The sequence below is a fragment of the Haladaptatus sp. T7 genome, assembly GCF_026008575.1.
GTDB lineage: Archaea > Halobacteriota > Halobacteria > Halobacteriales > Haladaptataceae > Haladaptatus > Haladaptatus paucihalophilus.
The window spans coordinates 663301-687745 of the sequence record NZ_BROP01000001.1; the positions used below are offsets into that span (position 1 = coordinate 663301).

General features: G+C 63.3%; 20 protein-coding genes and 1 tRNA gene. 8 read left to right on the forward strand and 13 right to left on the reverse strand.

Going from position 1 to position 24445, the window contains the following annotated elements; genetic code table 11:
- Nucleotides 1-114 precede the first annotated feature (114 nt).
- The 5 genes from OPC11_RS03660 to OPC11_RS03680 form a co-directional block, all read right to left on the reverse strand.
- A tRNA-Pro gene (locus tag OPC11_RS03660) sits at nucleotides 115-185 on the reverse strand.
- A 44-nt stretch (nucleotides 186-229) separates the two neighbouring features.
- Nucleotides 230-1288 carry a succinylglutamate desuccinylase/aspartoacylase family protein gene (locus tag OPC11_RS03665; protein ID WP_264781049.1) on the reverse strand — a complete coding sequence of 353 codons (1059 nt, stop codon included), beginning with the start codon at nucleotides 1286-1288 and terminating at the stop codon, nucleotides 230-232.
- A 785-nt stretch (nucleotides 1289-2073) separates the two neighbouring features.
- Nucleotides 2074-2946, reverse strand: coding sequence for an RNA-guided pseudouridylation complex pseudouridine synthase subunit Cbf5 (locus tag OPC11_RS03670; protein ID WP_264781050.1), 873 nt, complete (start codon nucleotides 2944-2946; stop codon nucleotides 2074-2076).
- Nucleotides 2946-3524, reverse strand: a complete 579-nt coding sequence (gene cmk / locus OPC11_RS03675; RefSeq protein WP_069451334.1) for a (d)CMP kinase — start codon at nucleotides 3522-3524, stop codon at nucleotides 2946-2948. Before cmk ends, OPC11_RS03670 begins: the two co-directional genes overlap by 1 nt.
- Before the next feature lie 39 nt (nucleotides 3525-3563).
- Nucleotides 3564-4475 (reverse strand): DUF106 domain-containing protein, encoded by a 912-nt coding sequence (locus tag OPC11_RS03680; RefSeq protein WP_264781051.1) that lies wholly within the window; start codon nucleotides 4473-4475, stop codon nucleotides 3564-3566.
- 148 nt (nucleotides 4476-4623) lie between these two features.
- Here OPC11_RS03680 and OPC11_RS03685 point away from each other — a divergent pair, with 148 nt between their 5' ends.
- Complete coding sequence (locus OPC11_RS03685; protein WP_264781052.1) at nucleotides 4624-4968, forward strand: SHOCT domain-containing protein; 345 nt, start codon at nucleotides 4624-4626, stop codon at nucleotides 4966-4968.
- 6 nt (nucleotides 4969-4974) lie between these two features.
- On the opposite strand, the gene OPC11_RS03690 is transcribed toward OPC11_RS03685, so the two are convergent.
- The gene (locus OPC11_RS03690) at nucleotides 4975-5592 is read right to left on the reverse strand and encodes an adenylate kinase (RefSeq protein ID WP_264781053.1); all 618 of its coding nucleotides are present in this window, start codon (nucleotides 5590-5592) and stop codon (nucleotides 4975-4977) included.
- 86 nt (nucleotides 5593-5678) lie between these two features.
- Here OPC11_RS03690 and OPC11_RS03695 point away from each other — a divergent pair, with 86 nt between their 5' ends.
- From OPC11_RS03695 to OPC11_RS03705, 3 genes are all read left to right on the forward strand, one after another.
- A complete protein-coding gene (locus tag OPC11_RS03695) occupies nucleotides 5679-6149 on the forward strand; it encodes a hypothetical protein (RefSeq protein ID WP_264781054.1) in 471 nt (156 codons plus the stop codon).
- A gap of 158 nt (nucleotides 6150-6307) precedes the next feature.
- Nucleotides 6308-6742 (forward strand): universal stress protein, encoded by a 435-nt coding sequence (locus OPC11_RS03700; protein WP_007983448.1) that lies wholly within the window; start codon nucleotides 6308-6310, stop codon nucleotides 6740-6742.
- Nucleotides 6742-8997 (forward strand): amino acid permease, encoded by a 2256-nt coding sequence (locus OPC11_RS03705; protein ID WP_264781055.1) that lies wholly within the window; start codon nucleotides 6742-6744, stop codon nucleotides 8995-8997. Before OPC11_RS03700 ends, OPC11_RS03705 begins: the two co-directional genes overlap by 1 nt.
- A gap of 34 nt (nucleotides 8998-9031) precedes the next feature.
- Here the strand turns inward: OPC11_RS03705 and OPC11_RS03710 are convergent, their stop codons facing one another.
- Nucleotides 9032-10630 (reverse strand): TrkH family potassium uptake protein, encoded by a 1599-nt coding sequence (locus tag OPC11_RS03710; RefSeq protein WP_007983451.1) that lies wholly within the window; start codon nucleotides 10628-10630, stop codon nucleotides 9032-9034.
- Nucleotides 10627-11967, reverse strand: coding sequence for a Trk system potassium transporter TrkA (gene trkA / locus OPC11_RS03715; protein ID WP_069452850.1), 1341 nt, complete (start codon nucleotides 11965-11967; stop codon nucleotides 10627-10629). The genes OPC11_RS03710 and trkA overlap by 4 nt, the downstream gene beginning before the upstream one ends.
- A gap of 287 nt (nucleotides 11968-12254) precedes the next feature.
- On the opposite strand from trkA, the gene OPC11_RS03720 reads away from it, so the two are divergent.
- Nucleotides 12255-13283 carry a bifunctional oligoribonuclease/PAP phosphatase NrnA gene (locus tag OPC11_RS03720; protein WP_007983453.1) on the forward strand — a complete coding sequence of 343 codons (1029 nt, stop codon included), beginning with the start codon at nucleotides 12255-12257 and terminating at the stop codon, nucleotides 13281-13283.
- Between the two features lie 21 nt (nucleotides 13284-13304).
- Here OPC11_RS03720 and OPC11_RS03725 read toward each other — a convergent pair whose 3' ends face one another.
- The 3 genes from OPC11_RS03725 to OPC11_RS03735 all read right to left on the reverse strand — a co-directional run bounded on the left by OPC11_RS03725 (nucleotide 13305) and on the right by OPC11_RS03735 (nucleotide 16618).
- Nucleotides 13305-15719: an amino acid permease gene (locus OPC11_RS03725; protein ID WP_264781056.1), complete on the reverse strand. Its 2415-nt coding sequence runs from the start codon at nucleotides 15717-15719 to the stop codon at nucleotides 13305-13307.
- A 156-nt stretch (nucleotides 15720-15875) separates the two neighbouring features.
- The gene (locus OPC11_RS03730) at nucleotides 15876-16082 is read right to left on the reverse strand and encodes a hypothetical protein (protein ID WP_007983455.1); all 207 of its coding nucleotides are present in this window, start codon (nucleotides 16080-16082) and stop codon (nucleotides 15876-15878) included.
- 122 nt (nucleotides 16083-16204) lie between these two features.
- The gene (locus OPC11_RS03735; RefSeq protein WP_007983456.1) at nucleotides 16205-16618 is read right to left on the reverse strand and encodes a hypothetical protein; all 414 of its coding nucleotides are present in this window, start codon (nucleotides 16616-16618) and stop codon (nucleotides 16205-16207) included.
- A gap of 164 nt (nucleotides 16619-16782) precedes the next feature.
- Here OPC11_RS03735 and OPC11_RS03740 point away from each other — a divergent pair, with 164 nt between their 5' ends.
- The 3 genes from OPC11_RS03740 to OPC11_RS03750 all read left to right on the forward strand — a co-directional run bounded on the left by OPC11_RS03740 (nucleotide 16783) and on the right by OPC11_RS03750 (nucleotide 20507).
- Nucleotides 16783-17751: a succinylglutamate desuccinylase/aspartoacylase family protein gene (locus OPC11_RS03740; protein WP_007983457.1), complete on the forward strand. Its 969-nt coding sequence runs from the start codon at nucleotides 16783-16785 to the stop codon at nucleotides 17749-17751.
- An 832-nt stretch (nucleotides 17752-18583) separates the two neighbouring features.
- Nucleotides 18584-19288 carry a 5-formyltetrahydrofolate cyclo-ligase gene (locus OPC11_RS03745; RefSeq protein WP_007983460.1) on the forward strand — a complete coding sequence of 235 codons (705 nt, stop codon included), beginning with the start codon at nucleotides 18584-18586 and terminating at the stop codon, nucleotides 19286-19288.
- Nucleotides 19289-19442: 154 nt separating this feature from the next.
- Nucleotides 19443-20507, forward strand: coding sequence for a right-handed parallel beta-helix repeat-containing protein (locus OPC11_RS03750; protein WP_264781057.1), 1065 nt, complete (start codon nucleotides 19443-19445; stop codon nucleotides 20505-20507).
- 28 nt (nucleotides 20508-20535) lie between these two features.
- Here the strand turns inward: OPC11_RS03750 and OPC11_RS03755 are convergent, their stop codons facing one another.
- Both OPC11_RS03755 and OPC11_RS03760 read right to left on the reverse strand, forming a co-directional pair.
- Nucleotides 20536-21531 (reverse strand): AI-2E family transporter, encoded by a 996-nt coding sequence (locus OPC11_RS03755; protein ID WP_007983462.1) that lies wholly within the window; start codon nucleotides 21529-21531, stop codon nucleotides 20536-20538.
- A gap of 54 nt (nucleotides 21532-21585) precedes the next feature.
- Complete coding sequence (locus tag OPC11_RS03760; protein ID WP_264781058.1) at nucleotides 21586-24342, reverse strand: N-6 DNA methylase; 2757 nt, start codon at nucleotides 24340-24342, stop codon at nucleotides 21586-21588.
- Nucleotides 24343-24445: the final 103 nt, after the last annotated feature.

A 24445-nucleotide genomic window follows, 5' to 3' on the forward strand; every position in this document is an offset into this window, starting at 1 on the left:
CAAAGAATGGGACTACGGAAAGATTCGCGTTGCTCATCTTTCCTGCTCCCAACAGAAGTATGGGACCACGGAAAAGACTCGCTTCGCTCGCCTTTCCTGCTCCCAACAGAAGTATGGGACCGCCGAGAGTCGAACTCGAGTCCTACGGACCCCATCCGCAGAGGATACCACTACCCCACGGTCCCGCTACATTCTGCAAAAGGAGAGTGCCTATGTTAAGCCCTTCGTTTCACTCCTGCGAGCGTGGGACTACCACGTCGCCGTCGTCCCGCACCGCCAGACTCGTGAGCGGGTCGTTCTCGTAGGCTGCGACGCCGTGATAGCGCCCGACGACGTAGCCGTCGTGGTCCGTTTCGACCGTCGCCTTCGGCTCGCCGTGCGGCGTCACGATGTCCGCGATGACGTCCCCCTCTTCGAAGGCGTCCCCCGCCTCGACGCGGTGGCGAACGATTCCGGCCGTCTCGGTGTGCGGATGGACCGCGCGCTTGACCGGGAAGTCGACGGGCGCGGCGAGTCCCGTCGGTTCCGCGTCGCCGGGTAGCATATCGAGTTCGCGCATGACGTTCAACAGGCCGACGACGCCCTTCTCGCGGGTGTCCTCCTCGACGACCTCGAAGCCGCCGAGTTCGACCGTGAACGCGGGAATTCCGGCGTTGTTCAGCGCCGCGCCCGCCGTCGAGCGCTGGAGGTTCTGCTCGACGTACTCCTCCGCGACGTACTCGTTGATGATCGGGAAGTCGTAGGCGTCCACGAGGCGTTCGAGTTCGTCGGCGAGGTCGCGGGCTTCGTCCTCGTCTCGCTGAGTTCCGTAAAGCACCCTGTCCCGAATCACGAACGGAATCGACCCGACCTGCGCGGTGTGGAGGTCCACGAGCGCATCCGCCGAGTCGGCGAAAGCGTCGAACACCCGTTCGTCGATGAGTTCCTGCACGCGCGGGGGACGCGACCCGTCCGCGTCCGGGTCGGGGAAATAGCGATTCGGGTCGTCACCGTGGTAGTAGGAGGTGCGAGTCGTCCGGCGGAGTCCGGCGGGATTCAAATTTGGGAGACAGACGACCGTCCCGCGAATCTTCGACGCCAACTCCCCATGCATAACGTCCTGCGCGGTGGCGAGGGCGGTCACCTCGTTGCCGTGAATCGACGCCGTAATCCAAAGCGTCGGGCCGTCCTCCTCCCCCTCCGCGATGAGGACTGGGAGACGTTCGGGCGTTCCTGTCGGAAGGTCGGTGACGTCCAACCATCCGGTGACGAGTTCGCCGGGCGCAGATTCCGCGGTGCCGACTTGCATACCGGGAGGTGACTCGCACGCGACAAAAAGCAGCGTGAACCGGCAGGGGAGGAAGCGATGGCGGAATAACGGTAAATCCGTGCGTTCCTCGAATAAAAAGGAGTCACCGTCTATCTCGCAACGGATAGATGAACGAGAGTGATAATCGTTAAAACATCCGTACTCCGGAATGGCGGACTTCCCCGTTCGAAAGTACACCGGTTGCTCAGGAGTATTGAAATCCCGTAGGATGATTCGCGCGAAACTGAATCGCGCACGCAGCTTCCTATCTTCCCCGGGGGGTGACACGTCATCACCCCCGGTTTACCATAGGGAGCGACCTTACGGCACTACTCCCGCTTAAGCCTGATTAGGGCTACGGCAATGGCGATAATGCGAAGAACGGTCGTCACCGCCCACATTGCCGTCTTTGAACTAACCAGACCCGCGAGGATTGTTCCAATCATCCTACGGGTGATGGCATAACGCCATCATCTCCTTATATACATACTGTCTGTAAAAGAATGACGATTGTCGGCACCTGTGGAGTGGGATAGAGATGATTCTATGCAGTTAGCAGTACGGATGAGTGAATTGCCTCACCCGTGGATGATTGGAACAAGTGATTATTGAACGCCATCGGAAGTAAACCTTTTGTTTACTATTAGACGACCGGCGCGGTTTCTAATTCACACCACCAGACCATTTTTCCACTCAAAATGTGTTGGAAAGACGGATGGCTCAACGAGACGATCTTCGCACGAAATCCGGCTGGACCACGCGTTCGACGTGATGGACTTCGACGCTCAGACCAACACGCGCTCCAGTTCGACCACGGTCCCCGTCTCGGCGTCCGCGTCGCCGACCATTCGGCCGAGACAGACAGCCGCGCCGTTCGGCGTGTGACAGGCGACGAGTTGCTCCCGTTCGGCCTCCTCCGCCTCGATGACGCCCGGCGCGTACACCTGCGCGCCGTGTGCGACCTGCTCGGCGGCGCTCGGGGCGATGGTCACGCTCGGGAGGTGGGTCAAAGCGTCCTCCGCGGGTCGGACGATTTCCCGAAGCCAATCGTCCTCGTCCTCCTCCCGCCAGCGCGCCAGCGCGTCCGAGAGGTCGTGGAGGGTCACGAGGTCGGTGTCGTCGAACGGGTCGGTCGCCGTCCGGCGGAGGTGGCCCATGTGCGCCCCGGTTCCGAGCGCGAGGCCGATGTCGTGACAGAGCTTTCGGATGTAGGTTCCGCTCTCGCACCGAATCCCGAGGAGCGCCTTTCTGTCCTGTACTTCCAGCACGTCCAACTCGTAAATCTCGCGCACGCGAAGCTTCCGCGAGACGGCGCTCTTCCGCGGCGGCTTCTGATACAGCGGTGCCTCGAACTCGGAGACGATGGCCTCGATGTCGGCCGGAGCCGTCTCGTGCAGTTCGAGGACCGACACGTACTCCTTCGAACCTTCGAGGAAGACCTGCGAGAGGCGGGTGGCCGAGCCGGTCAGCGTCGGCAGACACCCGGTGACCTTGGGGTCGAGGGTGCCCGCGTGGGCCGCCTGTTCGACCTCGCAGAGGTCCCGAACCCACGCCGCGACCTGATGGGCTGACGGGCCGGGCGGTTTGTCGAGGTTGATGACCCCGAATTCGAGGAGTTCCGCGGGCGAACGCTCGGATGGTGGGCCGCGAAGCGTCATCAGAAGTCGTAGGTGACGCCGGTAATCGGGTACTTGCCCTCGTCGGAGTCCGGTTCGTAGTTCTCGACGGCCGTCGTCAGCATGGCGAGAACGTCGTCGGGATTCCAACGCGCGGTGTTGATGCTCAAATCGTAGATGGTGAGGTCGGTGATGTCGATGCCGTAGTACTCCTCGTAGCGTTGGGCCTCACTGCCCGCGCGGGCGCGGGTCTCGGTCGCGGCCTGCTTTTCGGTTTTGTCCTCTCGGTCCGCGATGCGGGCCGCGCGCACGTCGAGCGGCGCGTCGAGCCAGATTCTAAAGTCGGCGTGTTCACCGGCGAGCCACCCGGCGAGTCGGGATTCGAGCACGATGTCGTCCTCCTCGGTGGCGATTTCGCGGAGGCGTCGGTCCAAATCGAGGTCTATCTCCTCGTCCTCTTCGGCAAGCTTGTTGAATTCGAGCGGCGTCAGGTCGCGCTCGGCGGCGAGTTCTCGGAAGATGTCGCCGCCGCTCACGTGTTCCAGTCCGAACGCGTCCGCGAGTCCTTGCGCAGTCGTGCTCTTCCCACTCCCCGGTGGGCCTGAGACGGTCAATAACATATGTACCCTCGAACGGGCACCAAGAAAGAGGTTTTGAACTTACGTCGGCGTCGTCTGGATGTTCAACGCCTTCCGGATGAGTTGCGTGAACGCCATCGAGCACAGGAAGTACCAGACGATCCACGCCATCATCGGCCCGATAACGCCCTCGGACCATCCCGTCTGCCCGACCATCGGAAGGATCAATTCATTGGGAACGACGGCCGGCGTCTGGTCGCCGATGCGCCAGTACATCCAGAGGAAGGCAGGGATGGTGATGAACATCGTCCAGACCATCGGGCGGAACTGCTCTTTGAACATGCCCGTCTGGTCGCCCATGGCTTCCATCTGCTCCTGTCGGATGCGCTCCATCGCCTGCTCGTCGCCCTTCTCCTTCGCCTCCTTCTGGCGCTTCTGGATGTCCTTCATGCGCTCCTGATACATGCTCATCTTCTCCATGTCCATCAGGTTGTCCTGCAGGAGCGTGGTGTACAGTCCGGTCAGCATGGCGACGATCATGATGACGACGTAGAACGGGAGCGCGGCGTCGATGGGGCCGAGCACCACGTCGACGACCTGCCCGACGGCGGCGCGGATGCCGTTCTGGGAGTAGCCCAAGAACAGACCGATGCTCGCCACCGCCGCGAGTTTGTCCCACTTCGACCACGTGGTAGTCTCGATATCGTCCACGTCGCTGGACGAGGAGGTCGTGCTGGTCGTCGCCGACCCGGAGTCGTCGAGGGCGTCCGCGACTTCATCGGGGTCCGCGAGTTCGAACCCGTGGATACCGTCCACGAGGATACCCTTCTCTATCAGCCGACCCCACTGACCGCTGGTGAGGTCGTCGCTCACGTCCTGCCATTGGACTTCATCCGACCCTTCGTCGGTCCGTTCGTAGATGACCGAGAGGGCGTCGGCCATCGCCGGGTCCTCGGCGATGAGCGATTCTACCTTCTGCGCTGTCCGTGCCATTGTAGCACGTTTGGAATTCGGCGTTAATCAACCTTCGCCATCGGCACGGACGGACGCGAAGCGTCCCGACGACGAACACGCGAAAAACGACCGGCGCGGCGGCATGACTGAAGATAAATTTTTTACAGCTGTCACGTAATACGGGGGTATGAGCGAACTGAGTGAAATCCTCCCGGAGCACGATTTTTGGCGTGCGGTCGTATTGGGAGGGTTCGCCATCTTTCTGACGGGAATCGTCACGGTCGTCGCTACGCAAGCACCCTACCTCCTCGGAATCGTCGCCGTTCTCGGATTCCTCGTGTGGTACCTGCGCGACGGCGACGAAACGGCCGTCGAGGACGACGAGGACGAATCGGAGCTCGACGCCGTGGAGATGCTCCGGGCGCGGTACGCCAACGGCGACATCGACGAGGCGGAGTTCGAACGGCGACTCGACACGCTCCTCGAAGCGGAACCGAGCGAATCGCGGGAAAAAGAACTGTCGTTCGAGTAGCCGCGTTCAGGCCTCTTTTTCGACCGTTTCCTTGATGTCGTCCCACACCTCGTCGGGCGTCTGCTCGCCGTCGATGCGGACGAGTTCGCCCGTCTCCTCGTAGTGCTCGATGACGGGTTCCGTGTTCTCGCGGTAGACGCGGAGGCGCTCGCGCACCGTCTCCTCGGTGTCGTCGTCGCGCTGGACGAGTCGCTCTTTTACCGCTTCGTCCTCGGCGGGATTGTACTCGATGTGGTAGATGTCGCCCGTCTCGGGGTCGAGACGGCGGCCGGTGAGACGGCCGACGAGTTCGTCCTCGTCCACGTCGAGGTACAGAACGACGTCGAGGTCGGTGATGTCGTCCAGGTACTCCGCCTGCGAGAGGTTCCGCGGGTAGCCGTCGAGGACGTAGCCGTCGGCCTCGGACAGGGCGGCGTTCACGATTTCGTTCACCACTGGGTCGGGAACGAGTTCGCCCGCGTCCATGAAGCTCGCGGGGGTACCGTGTTCCGTCTCCATGTGCTTGTTCGCGCGGAGCGCGTCGCCGGTCGTGACGTGTTCCACGTCGAATTCCTCGGCGATTCGTGCGCTCTGTGTCCCTTTCCCAGCACCGGGAGCACCCAAAATCAGGATGTTCGGGTTCATGCACTCACCTGCGCCGTCCTCGCATAAAGGCTTACGGAAACCGAGCGGAGCACCCGGTTTTTGTCGTCCGAAGACGAACGTCCGATATGACCAGATTCAGTGCTTCGACGCCGACTGAGCGGCGGAAACTCGTCGTGGACGCCATCACCGCACACCGCGAGCGCGGGAGCGCCTTCTGCACGCTGGTGGCCGACCTCGAACCGGAACCCGAACCCGACCTCGATTCCGAAGCGGAACCGACGGCCGCGGTGGAGGACGGGACGAGCGACGAGACGGACGACGACGAGGAAACCGAACTCCCGCCGTGGATACAGTTCGGCGACCGGACGCTCAACGTGGACTGCACGGACGAGGAACTGGACGCGCTCACGGAGTTGGTCCGGGAGTTCCCGGCGTTCAAAATCGAGCAGTTGGAGAGTCCGGAAAACGCGGAGGGGACGAACGTGCGCATCAGCGCGAAAGCCGACGCGAACCGCATCGCACAGTTCGTAGAGCGGGCGTTCCGCGACGTGTACGGCTGCTCCGAGTCGGTGACGGTCTGGGCGGTGGAGGTGTGAGTCCGTGGCTGGTTTCGTAGTCGTTATCACCTTGCTCGGAGATTACGGGGACGCATGACACATCGACACGCCATTCGAGATACGTCCGATATCGAACACTGGACCGACCCGACGCGACGGTACACCCGACAGGTAATCGACACCGGGTGGTACGTCACATGACGGGGCTGTTCGAACGCATCGTCCTCCCGGTCGTGACCGAAGAGGACGCGGAGACGACGTGCGACGCGGCGCTCGACCGCGTTGCCGACGCCGACGGCCGCGTGGTCGCAGTGCACGTCGTCGAGAAGGGCGGCGGAATTCCCGACAAGGCGTCGGTCGAACAGCGCGAAGAACGTGCGGACGAGATATTTTCCGTCGTCACGGACCGCTGTGACGCCGCCGGGGTTCCGGTCGAGACGAAACTCACCTACGGCACGGACATCGCTGACGCCATCTTCGACGTGGCCGAGGACGTGGACGCGACGGCAATCGTGTTCTCGCCGCGGCACGGCAGCCGATGGATACAACTGCTCACGGGGGACGTGGCTCACTCGCTCGTCACGAAGTCGGACAGGCCGATAGTCGTCCTCCCCGACACGGAGGCGAACTGATGGCGGACGAGGAACTCGCAAAGGACCTCGGACCGCTCGCCGCGCTCACCATCGGCGTCGGGACGATGATCGGCGCAGGAATTTTCGTCCTACCGCGTCAAGCCTACGAAATAGCGGGTCCCGCCATTGCCCTCTCGTTCGTCGTTGGCGGCGTCATCTCGCTGTTCACCGCGCTCTCAGCGAGCGAACTCGGAACGGCAATGCCGAAGGCGGGTGGCAGTTACTACTACGTCAATCACGCTCTCGGTCCCCTGTTCGGTTCGATTGCGGGCATGGGTAACTGGATGGGTTTGGCTTTCGCCTCCGCCTTCTACATGATCGGATTCGGGGATTTCGTCACCGCACTTGTCGCGGTCCCGGCCATCGACCTCGACGTAATCAGGATCTCCGGAACGCAAGTCGCCGCGTTTTTCGCAGGGATGTTGTTCATCGCCATCAACTACGTCGGCGCGAAGGAAACCGGGCGACTGCAGAACGTCATCGTCATCACGCTGGTCGCCATCCTGACAGTATTCTCGATACTCGGATTTCTGCAGGCCGATCTCTCTACGCTCAAACCGTTCGCACCGACGAAAGCCGGGTACGGTGCGGTGCTTCCCGGGACCGCGCTGGTGTTCGTTTCCTTTCTCGGCTTCGCGAAGATCACGACCGTTGCGGAAGAAATCAAGAATCCGGGTCGAAACCTTCCCCTCGCCGTCGTCGGATCGGTCGTCATCGTCACGACGATGTACGCGATTCTGATGATTGTAATGGCGAGCGTCATAAACTGGACGGAACTCGCGGCCCCCGGTGCCGACCCGGTGGTCGAAGTTGCCGAAGTCGCGTTCGGGAATAGTCTCGGACTGGCCGGAGTCGGTGCCGGGCTTATCATTTTCGGCGGCCTGTTGGCGACCGCTTCCAGCGCGAACGCATCGATTTTAGCGTCCTCGCGCATCAATTTCGCGATGGGGCGTGACAAGCTGATTACCGCGTGGCTCAACGACATCCACGACAAGTTCGCCACACCCTATCGCTCCATCGCGGTTACCGGCGTCATCATCCTCGTCCTCATCCTCATCGGGGACATCAAGATTCTCGCGAAGGCGGGGAGCGTGCTTCACCTCATCGTCTACGGACTGCTCAATCTCGCGCTTATCGTGATGCGGGAGGCCGACGTCGCGGAGTACGATCCCGCGTTCCGAGTGCCCCTCTACCCGATAACGCCGATTCTCGGCGCGCTGTTCTCGTTCGCCCTCATCGCGTTCATGGACCGCATCGAAATCGGGCTGGCCATCCTGTTCGTCGTCGTTGGCATCGGCTGGTTCTTCATCTACGCGCGGCCGCGAACGGAGAAACAAGGGGTACTGAGCAAATACGTCCTCAGCCGACCGGACGATATGCCCGATCCCGCGGTCTCCGCGGCCACCACCGTGAAACCGGACGGCGGCGACTACCGCGTGATGGTGCCGTTGGCCAACCCCGAACACGAGACGGACCTCATCTCGCTCGCCAGCGCCGTGGCGAGCCAACGCGGCGGAACGGTCGTCGCGACGCACATCGTGCAGGTGCCTGACCAGACGCCGCTGGCGAGCGGCGCGGCGCACGTCGAGGAACTCGACGCCGAATCGGCCGAACTCCTCGAACGAGCGCGCGCGGATGCCGAGACGTTCGGCGTCCCCGTCGAAACGCACACCATCCTCTCGCACCGCTCGTTCGAGGAGATTTTCGACGCGGCCCGAACCCACGCCGCGGACCTCGTGGTCATGGGGTGGGGCGAGGACAGCCACGGCTCCCCCGGCCGGGCCGAGAGCGCCATCGACGAACTGACGAACGGGCTTCCGTGCGACGTGGTGGTTCTCCGAGATAGGGGATTCGACCCCGGTCGCGTGCTCGTTCCCACCGCTGGCGGGCCGGACTCCGAGCTCAGCGCGGCCATCGCGCAGATGCTGCAGGCGGAGTACGACTCCGAACTCTCGCTCCTCCACGTCACCGACGAATCGCGTGACGCGGGCGAGGAGTTCCTCGCCGACTGGGCCACGGAACACGGCATCGAGGACGCGAATCTCGTCGTGGTGGACGACGAGGACGTCGAAGCGGCCATCGAACGTGCGGCGGGCGACTGCTCGCTGCTCGTCATCGGCGCGACCGAGGAAGGCCTCCTTTCCCGTCTCGTCCGGGGGTCGCTCGCGCTCGACATCGTTGACGACGTGGACTGTTCCGTCCTGCTCGCGGAAAAGCAGCGAAAGCGGTCGATGCGAGAGCGACTCATCGGGTAATCCTCCCGAATTCGACGTTGGTTTCTCGGAATCCCTACGACCGCCAGTACGCGCTCGTCAGTAGGACGAACACCGGGAAGATTTCGAGTCGTCCGACCCACATCAGGACGACCATGAGGAGTTTCGCGCTGTTCGAGAAGGGGAGATAGTTGTTCATCGGGCCGACGAGTTGGAATCCCGGCCCCACGTTCCCGAGCGTCGAAGCGATGGCGCTCATGGCTTCGAGCGTGTTGATGTTCGGGCCGGTCCGCTCGATGTCGAGGAAGAGGAGGAGCGTGGCGACGAGGAAGATGACCACGTAGAGCAGCGTGAACGCGTAGATACCGCGAACCGCGCGCTCGTCGAGTGCGCGGCCGCCGAGTCGAACCGGACGAACCGCTTCGGGGTGGACGTTCGTGAACAGTTCCCGGCGGAAGGATTTCAGGATGACGAGCCAGCGCACGATTTTGATGGCACCGCCGGTCGAACCCGCACAGCCACCGATGAGCATCGCGCCCAGCATGAGGTATTGGGCGGAGCTATTCCACGTGTTGAAGTCCATGCTGGCGTACCCCGTCGTCGTGACGATGGAGACGAGTTGGAAGGTGGCGTGACGAATCGACGATTCGATGTTCCCGGCGACAGCCGGGCCGTTCGGGACGAACACCAACCCCTGATGGGTGTACAGCAGGACGGACAAAATCGCGGAGAGGACGGCCAAGATGCCGATGTAAAAGCGGAACTCGACGTCCTCGAACAGTCGTCGCGGATTCCCGTTCAGGACGTGCCAGAACAACGCGAAGTTCGTCCCCGCCGCTATCATGAACGGAACGATGACCCACTGAACGACCGCCGAGAACGCCTCGACGCTCCGCGCCTCGGGGGAGAACCCGCCGGTCGCCATCGTCGTGAAGCCGTGCGCGACGGCGTTGTAGAACGTCATCTGCGGCGCGAGCGGCGTCCCGAGCACGTTCCCCAGAACGTGGAGGCCGAACAGCAGGAGGATTTCGAGCGCGGTGATGCCGAGGTACGCCTTCCAGAGCGCCCGCGCCGTCTCCGCGATTCGCGGGGTGAGCTTCTGGATGCCGGGGCCGGGCGCTTCCGCGTCCATCAACTGCGCACCACCGACCGACAGTTCCGGCAGAATCGCCACCGCGAGGACGACGATTCCCATCCCACCGAGCCACTGGGTCAACTGCCGCCACATCAACAGCGCGCGCGAGTGCGTCTCGAAGGAGATGTCGCCCATCACGGTCGCGCCGGTCGTCGTGAACCCGCTCATGCTCTCGAACAGCGCGTTGACGGGGTGCGCGAGCGTGGACGGCCCCGACTGGACGGCGAGGTAGGGATAGGCGCTCAGCAACGAGATGTCGTTTCCGGCGATGACGTAGGGGAGGCCGCCGACGATGGACACCGCGAACCACGTCAGCGCGACCATCAGGAACCCCTCGCGCGCACCCATCTCGGGGTCGGGTTCGACGCGTTCGAGCGACCACCCGACGACGACGGCGACGACCATCGTCGTGACGAACGTGCTGATACCCTCCCCGTAGTAGAGTCCGACGAGCAGCGGGAACACCAGCGGGACGGAGAGCCACTTGACGACCGTTCCGACGAGGCTCACGCTCGCCCGCCAATCGACGCGGAGGGTCATAGTGCGCCACTCACTTCCGAAACCACGTTTCGATGGGCGAACACCACGATGTGGTCTCCCTGTTTCACGATCGTATCGCCGCGCGGAACGATGAATTCGCCGTTGCGGGTTATCGCACCGATAACCACGCCGTCGGGAAGATTAGCGACGCCCTCGCTGATCGGTCTATCGACGAGCACGCTGTTGGCGTCGATTTCGATTTCGAGCACTTCCGCGCGGTCGTTCTCGATGAGCGCGATGTTCTCGGCGCGCTCCTCGCGGGTGAACCGCGTTATCTCTTCGGCCGTGACCTCGCGCGGATTGATCACCACGTCGATGCCGACCGTCTCGAACAGCGAGACGTACTCCGTGTTCTCGACGATGGCGATGGCTCGTTCGGCACCGAGTTGGCGAACCAGCAGGGAGACGAGGAGGTTCTTCTCGTCGTTTTCCAGCGCCGCGACGACGACATCGGCCTCATCGACGTGCTCGCGCATCAGGAAGTCCGTGTCCGTGGCGTCGCTCGCCATGACGACGGTTCCCGGCAGCGCTTCGGCCAGCGAGCGGGCGCGGGTGGAGTTCTGTTCGATGAGTCTGGGCTTGAGGTTACGATTTTCGAGCAGTCGAGCGGTGTGGAAGCCGATTTCGCTGCCGCCGATTACCACGACGTCCTTCTCCGTGCTCGGCGTCTCGTCGGGAGCGACTTCCTTGGCGAACTGCTGGACGCTCTCGGGACTGCCGATGACGACGACTTTATCGTCGGCCTGAATGACCGTTTCTCCGCGCGGGATATCGACGTCCCTGTCGCGGATGACGGCGGCGAACGTGAGCGAATCGAAGCGGTCGGCCTGCCGAATCGTCTGTTCCGCCAGCGGACTGTCCCCTCGCACTTCGAACTCCGCCATCTGGACCTTCCCACCCGCGAAGGGGTCCACGTCGCGCGCCGCGGGGAGGCCGATGACGCGAACGATGTCCGTCGCCGTGAGCAGGTTCGTACACACCAGGAAATCCACGCCGAACGCGCCGGGGTCCGCGTTTTCCCACGTCTGAAGGTAATCGACCTTCTTCACTCGCGCGATGGTAAACGGGTCGTCCACGGTCTTCGCCGTCCCGCACACGACGAGGTTCGTCTCGTCGTCGTCGGTGCTGGCGATAACCATGTCGGCGCGTTCGATGCCCGCGTCACGCAACGTGTCGAGCGAGGTTCCGTCCCCCTGTATCGGAAGCACGTCGAGCGAGTACGTGAGCGATTCCACTCGTTCACCGTCCCGGTCCACGACCACGACTTCGTGCGTATCGGAGAGGCTGGCCGCGATGGACGAGCCGACTTCACCCGCGCCGACGATGACGATTCGCATGAGTTCGTTCGTTCCTCGCGTTCCTCTCCACCGAGAAGCTATCGTTCTTCGTCGCACGGTTCGATGCGAAACGAGAATGGCAAAAACAGCCAGTAAACGGCTCGTGTCGGGAGATATCCCGAAATACCTCCGTCAGAAGGGGAGCGCTACCCGTTCGTCGGCGCGTGGTAGGCCGATGCTGAATCCGCCGGTGTCAATAATATAATCAATAACAACTACAAGACTCGTCGTCGATAGCGTCGGTCACGTTCTCGACCGCGGTGAAACGGTCGGGACACCGATGAACGATGTCCCTCGATACGCCCCGCCATCGACCGACCGACCGATGCGATTCGCTCCTCGCCGTGCTCGGCGGTGCCGACTCGCTCGCGGTCGTCTGTCACGACAACCCGGACCCGGACAGCATCAGCAGCGCGCTCGCACTCGCCGCCATCGCCGAGTCCGCGGACGTCGCCGAAACCGACCTCTACTACGGCGGCGAGATAACACACCAGCAAAACCGGGCGATGGTCAACCTGTTGGACGTGGAGTTACATCCGTTCGCCGAGGAATGTCTCGATTCGACGGATATCGTCGGATTCGTGGACCACGCGATTCCGGGACAGAACAACCGCGTCCCCGCGGAATACGTCCCCGATATCGTCATCGACCACCATCCGAACGAGAACGTCGAAGGCGTGCACGTGGACCACCGGGAAGACGTCGGCGCGACGGCCTCCATGCTGACGGAGTATCTGGTGGAACTCGACGTCGAACTCGACACTCGACTGGCGACCGCCCTGCTGTTCGGAATCCGTCGTGAAACGCTCGAATTCACGCGGGATGCGACCGAGGCGGAGTACACGAACGCCCGGCACCTCCACCCGCACGCGGACGTGGACCTCCTCCGTCGGCTCTCGGACTCGCTGTTCACTCACGAGACGCTCGACTCCATCGCCGACACGATTCAAAATCGCGTCGTTCGAGGCTCGCACCTCGTCTCGCACGCGGGGCGAACCACCGAGCGGGACACGCTCCCGCAAGCGGCCGACTACCTGCTCAACCTCGAAGGGGTTTCGACCACCCTCGTCTTCGGCATCATCGACGACACGGTGCACCTGAGCGCGCGGACCCGCAACCCTCGGGTTCACGCTGGCGACCTTCTGGTGGGTGCCTTCGACGACATGGGTAGCGTCGGCGGCCACCGAGCAATGGCGGGCGGGGCGATTTCTCTCGGCCTGTTCGGCGCGCTCGACGACCGCGACGACGCGCTCGTCGAACTCGTGAGCGAGGTGCTGACGGGACGGTTCTTCGAGCAGATAGCCGGAAACCCGTAACGACGAAAAATCGACGGTTGCCTATCTCAGCCAGCGCGAGAGGCGAGAGGTGATACCGAGGTTGCGCTTCGCCATGATGATGGTGCTCTTCGAGCGCCATCCGACCTGTTCGGGGAGTGCGCCGAAGACGAACTGCTGGAGCAGTCCCTCGCGGGTCGCGCCGATGATGGTCAGGTCGTGCTCGCCGGTGCGTTCGACGATGGTGTCGACAACGTCGTCGCCGGTCAGTAGTTCGGTCGTGACGGTCGTCCCCTCGTTGAAGTCGTCTTTCGCCTCGTCGAGCACGGTCTGTGCGTCCGCGCGCTCGCTCTCGGTCGCGTCGGGACCGACGACGTGGATGACTTCCACGGTCGCGCCGTTCGAGCGGGCGATGTTGTCCGCCACTTCGGCGGCGAGTTCGGCGTGCGGGCCACCGGCCGTCGGGACGAGGATGGATTCGGCCGCACCCTCGTCCGGGCCGATGCGCTCGACCAACACGTCACAGTCGGCGTTCTGAACCACTTCGTCCACGTTGCTTCCGAGGACGATATCCCGTCGTTGGCTCTTGTGCTGGCCCTTCCAGCCCATCAACACCGCGTCGCTGTCGTACTGTTCGACGGTGTTGAGGATGGCCTTCGACACGTCGTGACCGATACGAATCGTCCCGCTGACGGGGACGTCCTCGTCCTCCGCGATGGCCATCGCCTCGTCCAACACGTTACGCTGGTCGTCGATGAACTTCCGACCCTCGGACAGCGGCGTCTGTTGTGGCACCGTGACGATGCTCATGACGAGGATTTCGCCGTTCCGGTCGCGCGCGATGTCGGTCGCGGTCCGCATCAACTGCGGCGCGCTCTCCGGGTTGGCGATGGGGACGACGATCTGGTTGTCGGCTTCCGAGGGGACGCGCTCGGTGACGACGGTCGGCGTCTCCTCCTCCATCTGCTCGGCTTCCTTCTGCTTGGAGTAACCGTAGTAGACGCCCAGCCCGATGATCATCCAGACCGCGGTCGTGATGAGCGCCACGAACCCTTCGGACCCCGGGCCGATACCCGGTTTCAGGCCGAGTTCGTAGACGAGGAACGGCGTGAGTAGGAACTGCAACCCGATGCCGATGAGCGGCGGCCACGGCATGTACGGAACCTTGTACGTGCGCGGCAGGTCGGGGTGCGTCTGGCGCATCCGGATGACCGTCCAGTTCACCTGCACGAACAGCAGGATGAACATCAGGTCGGCGGAGGCGGCGACGCTCTCTATCGGCAAGGAAATCGCCATCAGGATGATGAGGATACCCGAGAGCAAAATCGCCCAGTGGGGCGTTCGCTTGTCGGGGTGGATCCGGTCGAAGAACGCGGGAAGCGCCCGGTCGCGGCCCATCGCAAAGGAGACACGACTGGAGGAGTACACCGTGGCGTTCAGCGCGCTCATGGTCGCCGCGAGTCCGGCGAACAGCAGGAGGAACGCGCCGTACGGCACGAACTGCCCCGCCGCCTCGATGATGCCGAGTTCGCCGAGGCCGCCGAGCAGTTCCCACGTCGGGACGCTCGCGGCCGAGCCACTGACACCGGCCGCCTTGCTGATGAGGTCGGCGGTCGGCGTGATGCCGCCGATGGCCGCGAACGCGACCAGCACGTAAATCGGGACGACGATGGCCATCGAGTAGAAGACGGCCTTGGGGACGTTCTTCCCGGGGTTGACGACCTCTTCACCGGACTGGACGATGATTTCGTACCCCTCGAAGGCGATGTAGGTGAATCCCATCGCGCCGACGATGCCGATGAAGCCGTTCGGTGCGAAACTCGGACTGTCGAGGAACTTCGCCGTCCAGTTCGGGTTGTTGAACGTCGTCGTCAATCCGAAGGCGACGAAGATGCCGAGGATGACGACCTTGATACCGGTCACGATGACTCCGGCCTTTCCCGTCTCTTCGGCGCCGCGGAAGTTGATGTACGCGAACGCGACGACGACCAACGCCGCCAGCCCCTTTTCGGCCATAATGGGCGTGATGAAGCCCAACAGAGCGAACTCGGTCGGGAGGCCGAATCCGATGCGCAGGAATTCGACGAAGAACGTCCCGAACGTCACGGCGTACAGCGCACACGCGACCGCGTGGGCGAACCAGCTCATCCACCCGGCGTAGAAGCCGTTCGGGTCGACGAGTGCCTCTTTCACCCAGAGGTAACCGCCACCGGCCTCGGGGAACGCTGCGCCGAGTTCCGCATACGAAACGGCGGTGAACATCGCGACGAATCCGTTGATAATGAACGCGATGGTCAGGGCCGGACCGGCGATACCCGCCGCGAACCCGGTGAGGGCGAACACACCCGCCCCTATCATCGCGCCGACACCGATAAACGTGATGTCGAACAGACTCATGTCGCGGGAGAGTTCGGTCTCGACGGAGCCGTCCCCCGTCGAACCGCCACCCGCTTCTGCCTCTGTCGAACTATGGTCCATCGCTCTCACATCGTATTCCAGTAAGGAAAGTTCTACCGTAATCGTTAGCAAACATTGTCATGAATGATTATTGTAAGGGTCGGTCCCATCGGAGGAACCGTACGAAGGCGTTTCGAGCGCTGAGACGACACGCTTCAGCGCCCTGTCAGTACGTCGTCAGAGTTCCTCGTGAATCCAGTAGTGAGCGATTTTAGACGCATCGACCCAGTGAACCTGGTCGTCCGCGTCGATGCGGATGTACGGCTCCTCCTCGAACTCGACGTTGTGCGTGTGGAGTTCGAGTTCCTCGCCGCCAGCGAGCTTCACCATTATCTCTCCCTTTTCTTCCAAACCGTCTTCCAATCGCTGGTACGTGGATGTCATCGTCGATCTCTCCATCACAGGCAACATCGGGAGCGTTCAAAAGATTTGTTGCCAAAGCTGTAGAAATATTCGTGGAGAACGGTCGTTTCATCCCCTTTTCGCGGCGAAAACATCCGGAAGGATTACGCAACTCCGTTGTCCCGGAGGAGGTCCGCGAGGACGTGACAGTAGAGCACGACCGCGGTGAAAACCGCGACGGGCGGCCACAGGAGGACCAAGGCACCGACGAGGACGCCGCCGATTGCGACGTGCGAGAGGATGCGCATGTGTTCCAGTTCCGCGCTGTCCACGTCCTCGAACACCCAGTCTTGATCACCGAAGGCATCGGTGGGGTTCGCCAGACACGCCCGGAGGTGTCGCCAACTCCCGGTTTCGACGCGCGTAAGGACGAAGTGGTCCAAGTCGATGAAGACGCTCAACAGCACGCCGTAGACGAACAGGGCGGCGAGCAGCGGCGTCCCGAACCGACTCGAAAGCGGAACGAGGAGGAGCGCGGACGCGACCGCGCCGATGAGGAAGTGTTCCCGCGAGTACATCGCTCGAATCCGACACGGCGGGAGGGCTAAAAGATGGCGTCCACCACTTTCACCATTTGGCGTAGGTATTTATATAACTACGAGATTCCGTGTGAAATGGTCTCGTAAGACACGCTATCGAGGTTCGCTAGATTGATAGTGTCTCCCATACAGTCCTGCACCCGATGGAAGGTCACACCGCGGAACGCATCACGCTCGCTCGACTGCCGTCGGGCGTCGAACTCGAAACGACCGTTCACACGTACGACGGCGCGGACGACGGCCCGACGCTCTACGTGCAGGCCGCACAGCACGGCCGCGAAATCAACGGAAGCGAAGTGCTCCGACGGTTCCACGAGGAACTCGACACCGAGCACCTCGCCGGGCGAATCGTCGCGGTGCCCGTCGCCGACCCGCTCACGTTCGACCGCGTGTCCTACACCACGCCCGAACAGCTAGACAGCATCAATCCGAATATGAACCGGGTTTGGCCCGGCGACGAGGACGGAACGCTCCACGAGCGCATGGCGGCCGCGCTCTGGGAGTACGCGAGCGAAGCGGACGCCATCGTGGACCTCCACACCGGCAGCCGCGACATGCTGACCCACGTCGTGTTCATGGAAGGCGACCGGGAATCCCGCGCGCTGGCCGAGGCGTTCGGTACCGACCTCCTGCTCTCCGAGCAAGCGGGCGACGACGCCGACGTCGAGTGGGAGGAACGGGACTTCGGCGGCAAGTTCCGCGTCGCGGCCACGCGCGAAGGAATTCCGTCCATCACGCCGGAACTCGCGCACAACAAGGAAATCGTCGAAAGCGCGGTCGAAACCGGGCTGACGGGCGTCGTCAACGTCTGTCGCCACCTCGACATGCTCCCGTCGGCACCCGTCGAGAACGGCGACCCGGTGCTCGCGCGCAACCACCTCGGCCGCGTCGATGCCGCCGATTCCGGGCTGTTCGTCGTCGAATCGGGTCACGAAATCGGCGATTCCGTCGAAGCGGGAGAGCGCGTCGGAACCCTGTACGACCCGGCGACCTACGAGATTCGACAGGAAGTCGAAACCGACCGCGACGGCATCCTGTACTCGTTGACCCGCGAATCGACCGTTTGCGGAGGCGGGAAGTTGCTGAGCGTCGCGCTACTCCGCGAGGAGTGAGCCATCGACGGAGAGAGTTTTCCGAGTTCCGGGACGCGGGCGACCGCCACCCCGAGAATCCAGCTCTGGCGAACCGGCGAGGAGATACCGACCGCTTGGTCGTAGTAGCCGTTCGCGTCCCCCTTCGTGATGAATCCGGCGTGCGGTGCCGGACAGTTCCGGAGTTCGGCGCAGTTGTCGGCACCCGCGAGATACGCAGGGTCCCCCTCGTCGTACCAGTTCTCTCCCGACGAAACCCAAAATCGCGCCCGATGAAGGACCGGAATCGCCGACTCGTTTCCGTAGGGTCGATAGACGAGGACGTTGCCGGGACCGCCGAGCGTCTGGAACCCGTCCCGTTTACCGTTTCGTGCGGAGACGACCCCATCGCGGCTGTCCGGCGGCGTGACGCGGTGTTTGTCCATTACCACGACCACGTCGGACGTGTTGATGTGCGGCGACATGCTTCCGCTGATGACGGTGTACGCGGGCGGCCAGACGCCCAGCGTTGCGACGAAGAGCACGCTCAGGACGAGAAGGAGTGCGACCACGCTAGCGAGCAATCGTCGGAGGCTGAACACGACACGGCGAGACGCGAGGGACGGGCTTTGTTATCTCCTCCCTGCGCACGGGAACGGATAGCTTGCGGACGAGCGACCGCACGGAAGTGACGGCGATACCGTCAATAAGTACACCGGGTGACAAGAGTAGGGCGACGGAACGGGACGTCAAATCGTCGTTACCGCGGCGTAGTCGGTCGCTTTCCCGTATCTACCACCGAGAGTTGGTTCGAAGCCGAACGCCTCCGAGCCGCTCACCATCGCTTTTTATATCGTGACACACCAGTCCCGCTATGGACAAAGCCGACCTCCGCGACCGCATCTGGTCGCGGTTGGAGGACGAGGGCATCGCTCGGTTCCCGTTCCCGCCGCACGGACGGATCCCGAACTTCGCGAGCGCCGGGAAGGCGGCCGACCGCCTCGCGGAACTCCCCGAATGGAAGGATGCGTCGGTGATAAAGGCCAACCCCGACGCCCCCCAGTTGCCGGTTCGGCGGCGGGCGCTCCGCGAGGGGAAGGTCGTCTACATGGCTCAGCCGCGGCTGCGGGACGAAAAACCGTTCATGAAGCTCGACCCGACCGAAATCGAGGATACGGACGCCGCCGCAACGGTGTCGAAGATGGACCGCTACGCCGAACCGGTCGCACCGGACGAGATGCCGGACGTGGATTTCGTCGTCTCGGGGAGCGTCGCGGTGACGGAGGACGGTGCCCGCGTCGGGAAAGGAGAGGGATACAGCGACCTCGAATTCGCCGTTCTCCGGGCGCTGGGTGCGGTGGACGACGAGACGACGATTGCCACGACGGTACACGAAGTGCAGGTCGTCGAGGAGGCTCCGGCGGTCGAAGCACACGACGTGCCGATGGACGTGGTGGTGACGCCCGAACGCGTCGTCAGGACGGAATCCCCCTACGAGCGCCCGACGGGTATCGACTGGGACGCGCTACCCGACGAGAAAATCGAGGAGATTCCGCTCCTCCAGCGATTACGACCGTGATTCGAGTATCGGAACCGAACTCCAGCGCCGGAACAGTGATTCGAATATTGGAATCGCGATTCGAGCATCGGTTGTCGCTACAACCCGAACGCAACGGACGATTGCTGTAGAGTGACGGGTAAATAACGAACTATGAGCGAAACGAGGTGCGGGCATGCGCGTCGAACGTCCGACACGGACCGCGGTCTCGCTTGCGACCGTAGTGGTCGTCGGATTGCTCGTCGTTTCGGCGGTCGGCGGGGCGCTCTCGATGACCCTCCACGACCCGACCATCGGCGTTGCGGCGGGACAGTCCCAACCGGCGAACGGAACCGAAATCGACTCCTGTCGGACGATTTCGTCGTCCGGTCGGTACGTCCTCACCGAGGACGTTCGAAACGCGACGGTCGATACGTGCCTTCGCATCACAGCAAGCGACGTAACCCTCGACGGGCGGGGCAATCTCGTCGATGGCATCGGCGATTTCGGTACCACCGGCGTCCGCGTGGAGGGCGGGTCGAACGTGACGGTACGGAACGTGGAAGCGACCGATTGGGACGACGGGGTACGATTCGTGGGCACGCGCCGCGCCGTCGCCGCGAACACGACGACCGCACGGAACCGCGTCGGGTTGTCCCTCGTGTCGCTCCTCGATAGCAGAGCGGTGAACAACGTCGCCCGCTCGAACGCGGTCGCTGGCGTCTTCCTCGTCGGGAGCAGTTCGAACAACACGCTCCGGAACACGACCGCGAGCGAGAACGCGTTGGTCGGCGTACAACTCGTCGAAGCAACGGGAACGACCGTCGTCGGAACGGAGGTCCGCGGTAACGAATTCGGCGTCGCCCTGTTGGGCGCGAACGGAAACGTCGTCCGCGACAGCGTGGCGAGCGGAAACCACATCGCCGGACTCTGGCTGTCCGCGGCCAGCGACAACCGAATCCGGAAGAATCGCGTCTCGAACCGGTTTTACGGCGTGTACCTCGCGGACGGCGCGGAGAACAACACGGTCGAATCTAACGACGCCGTGAACAACTCGGTCGGGGTTCGGTTGCGGGCGAGCGACCGCAACGCGGTTCTCCGCAACCGCGTCACGGACAGCAGCGACACGGGTATCCTCCTCATTTCGAGCGACGACAACCGCGTCGTCGGCAATCGCGGAGCGGAAAACAGACGGGGAATCGTCGTCTCGAAATCCTCGTCGGGGAACGTCCGCTCGAACAACTCGGTGGGAGAAGCGTGACGGCGAAGTCGCGTCGGTGAAATCGGTACTACTCGGCGTACTCGCGGGCGAAGACGGTGAGGAGCGACCGGAAGATGCCGAGGACGATGGGGCCGAAGAACAGCCCCATGAAGCCGAACACGTAGACGCCGCCGAAGATGCCGACGACGAGGATGCCGGGGTTGAGTTTCGCCTCGTGTCCGCTGACCAGCGGCCGGAGATAGTTGTCCGAGAGGCTGACGACGAGGGTACCGTAGACGAACAGAAACGCCGCCGCAATCGGGCGGTCGACGAGGAAGAGGTAGAGCGAGGCGGGAAGCCAGACGACGGAGGCACCGATGAGCGGGAGCAACGAGAGCACCGTCGTCACGACGGTCCAGAACACGACGCCCGGAACGCCAGCGATGACGAAGCCGATGCCGGTCAGAATCCCCTGAACGATGCCGACGAGGAGGTTGCCGACCAACACGCCCCACATCACCCGGTCCATCTCGGAGTAGAGTTCGTCCTGCACGTCGTCGGGCAGCGGCGTACAGCGGCGAATCCACGCCACGAACTCCTCGCCGTCCGTGAGGAGGTAGTAGAGGATGAACACCATCACCGTGAGACCGATGAGCGCGTCCGAGAGGCCGCCGAAGATGCCGAGCGCGTTTTCGATCAGACGCGAGGAACTCCCCGCGGGTAGCAGTTCCTGTAACGTGCGTCCGTGGATTGTGACGCCGGTGTACCGTTCGACGAGGGCTATCAGTTCGGCGAACCGTGGGTCCCCTTGAACGATGGCTCTAACGAGCGTGAACGCCTGTTGCGCCGCGATAACCGCGATTGCTCCGACCGGAACGATAACGACGAGCGTGGTGAGGCTGATGAGCGAGAGCGCGGAAACCCGGGCGCTGACGCGAGATTCGAATCGCGTTTGGACCGGGTGAAGGATGTACCCCAACAGAATCGCGGCCAACACGTACTGGAGAAACGGTTTGACGAGGAGGGTTGCGAGGACGCCGAAAACGGCGATGAGAAACAGTAGAAATCCGCGTTGCCGATTCATGTCGGAAAATGGAACCCGAGGCGTATAAATCAGCACGACTGAATCCGAAAGCAGTCACTCTCCCAGACCTATCTCGATGCGGTCCTCCAGCGCGTCCAGTTTCCGAACGGGCGACTCGACCTCGCGTCCCTTCGTCCGGCGGATTCGCTTCAGCGTCCGGGCGACCTCCTGCAGTTCATCCACACCGAGGTCGAGGTCGAGGACGTCGATGACCGCGCCGTCGATGGCGTTTTGCCCGTCTCCGTCGCCCGCGACCAACGATTCGAATCCGTCCCGAACCGCCGTCCGCTGTTCGTCCGTCAGCGACGACGGGTCCACGACGCGCAGGGTCCGAAGGTCGGAACTGGAGAGGTTGACCGCGCCGCCGCCGGTGACCCTGCCGTGGCTCTCGACGACGATTTTCGTGAGGCTGGCGTTCAACAGGCCGAGCAGGAGCGTCGAATCGACGGTCCGCGGCCGGACGAGCAGAAACCGATTGCTGGCGACGACCTCCCCGTCGGTACGGGCGAAAAACCGGCGCGTATCCATCGCTTGCGGGCAGACGATGGGTGCGGTTTTCGAGTCCAGCGAACCCATGTCGAACCACGGGTCGTTGCTGGCGAGCGACGCGTTCGTCCGAGAGGGGTGGGTTTCCGCCCACCGGAGGTACGACGAAACGCCGCTGTAACCGTCCCGTTCGAGCGCCGACGTGACGAAGGTCGCGCGGTCGTCCGCGTCCGTGTCCGAATCCGCGTCCCCGCCCGCGTCCGACAGGACACGCTCCACGTAGTCGGCCACGTCGAGCATCCATTTCTCCGCGTCGTCCGTCGTGTATTCGTAGCCGTCTATCTCCCGTACGCTCTTGATGGCCGGGCGGAGAAACCGCTCCTCGACGTCTCGGGAGCGAACGTCGTCCGCATCGAGGACGAAAATCGGGTTCGCGCCGGTCTTCTTCCCGCGCGTTATCGTTGCGACCTCGGATAGCGGGACGGTCGCGTCGTGTTCCACGACGGCGGTGTGAAGCGCGGGAGCGGTGATGTACCGGTGGAGCTTCTCGCCGAGGTGGTCCGCCAGATGCGACTGGCGCACGGCGACCACCCGATGGCTCGATTCCCCCCGAATCGTCAGGTGATCGCCGTCATCGATGTCGTACGTTCGGTCGATGACGTCGAGGATGTCGTCCGAGTCCATCCGCTCGTTGATGCGGACGAAGTTCGTCTCCGTCGCCCGTCGCACCGCCTCGTCGTCCGTCCGCTCCAACAGCAACAACACCGTATCGACGAGCGCGTCGTCGAACAGCCGGTTTCGAAAGCCGACCACGGCTTCGACCGTGTAGTGGTCGTAGAGGAACCGCTGCAGCGAGGGACCGTAATCCGCGACCATCCATTTCGTCGGGACCACCCACGCCAGTCGAGCGCCCTCGCGGAGGAACCCCGTGGCGTGTGTCAGGAAGTAACAGTACAAGTCGCTTCGCCCGTCGATTTCCTTCTCGCCGTCGGCGTAGATGCCGTCCGACCCCGGACCGAAATCCGCGAGGTGTTCGCGGAAGTGCTCGCGGTCAGCGGCGAGGCACTCCTGTCGAACGTAGGGCGGGTTCGCAACCGTCGCGTCGAATCTTCCGACGGTATCCGGGTCGAGATCGAAGAAATCGCGGTGGTACGCGAAACGGTCGGCGGCGAAGGGGCCGTTCGCCGGGTCGTGACCGCCCCGGGACGCGAGGTTCAACGCCAGCAGTCGGAGCGAGAATCCGTCCACGTCTACCGCGGTCAAACGTTCGAGCGGGTCCCAGTGCGAACGCGTCCCCAACTCGTCCAACCGGTCGTAGGCGTGGACGGTGAGCGACCCGGTACCGCTCGCCGGGTCGAGAACGCGGTCGTCGGGGGAGCGAATGGCCCACCGGGAGAGCAGGCGGCCGATTTCGTCCGGCGTGTAGAACTGGCCGAGTCGCGTCCGTTCGTCGTCCGGGATGAGTCGCTCGTACACCCACCCGGCGATGTCGATATCGACCTCCGAAAGCGGTTCCCGCTCGATGCTGTCCGCGAACGCACGCAACCGCTCGTTCGTCTCCGCGTCGGTCGGGACCGCGTCGAAGAGTTCGGTACCGTCCAGTCCGACGTCCGTTCGTCCCGCGAACAGCGCGCCGATTGCTCCCGGTTCGTCGGAATCGCCCTCCCGGCGGCGTTCGGCGAACACGAGCCGAGCCATCGCCAGATACGCGGACAGTCGAGCGGCGATACGAACCGTCCGCTCCACGTCCGGCTCCGCGACCGGATAACCGTTCTCGCGCGCCCACGAGACCAACGAATCGCGGAATCGCTCGTCCTCCGCGAACGCGTCGCGGATGGACGACTCGTACCGCGGGCAAAGACTGGCGTGAAAACTCCGGAGGCGACCGACGACGAACTCCTCGTATCGGGTCGGCGACTCGTCGTCGTCCCGTAGCGCAACCGCGTCGTCGAGGACCCGCTCGCCGAACTCCGCAAGCGTCGAGGACCGCAAATCGTACCACCGTCGGTCGAAGTTCGGAGCGGGGGTGTCAGCGTCGGTTTCGGCACCGCGGAACAGGAACGCGTCGGTTTCATTGGCGGTCACGAACGCGAACGTGCCGTGTTCCCGAGCGCGCCGCTTTCCGCGCCGGATGGCGGCCGGTGAATGCGGGTCCAGGTCCGCCGCGGTGGTTTCGAGGACGATACCGTCGCGTTCCGAAGCGGGAACGAGGAGTCCGCCGTCGGGCAACTCCTCACACGGCGTTTCGAACCGCGTTTCGTGCGACGAGACGACGCCCGCTATCGCGGCGCGAAGACGTGTGCGAAACGCGGCCTCCGAATCCATGTTTCATGCATTTCGGCCGCGAATGAAGAAGCTTCCGCGATTTCCAACACCGGTGAGGGTTCCACCTCCGAAGACGAGAGCGGAGCGGAAGCGAGTCACGAGA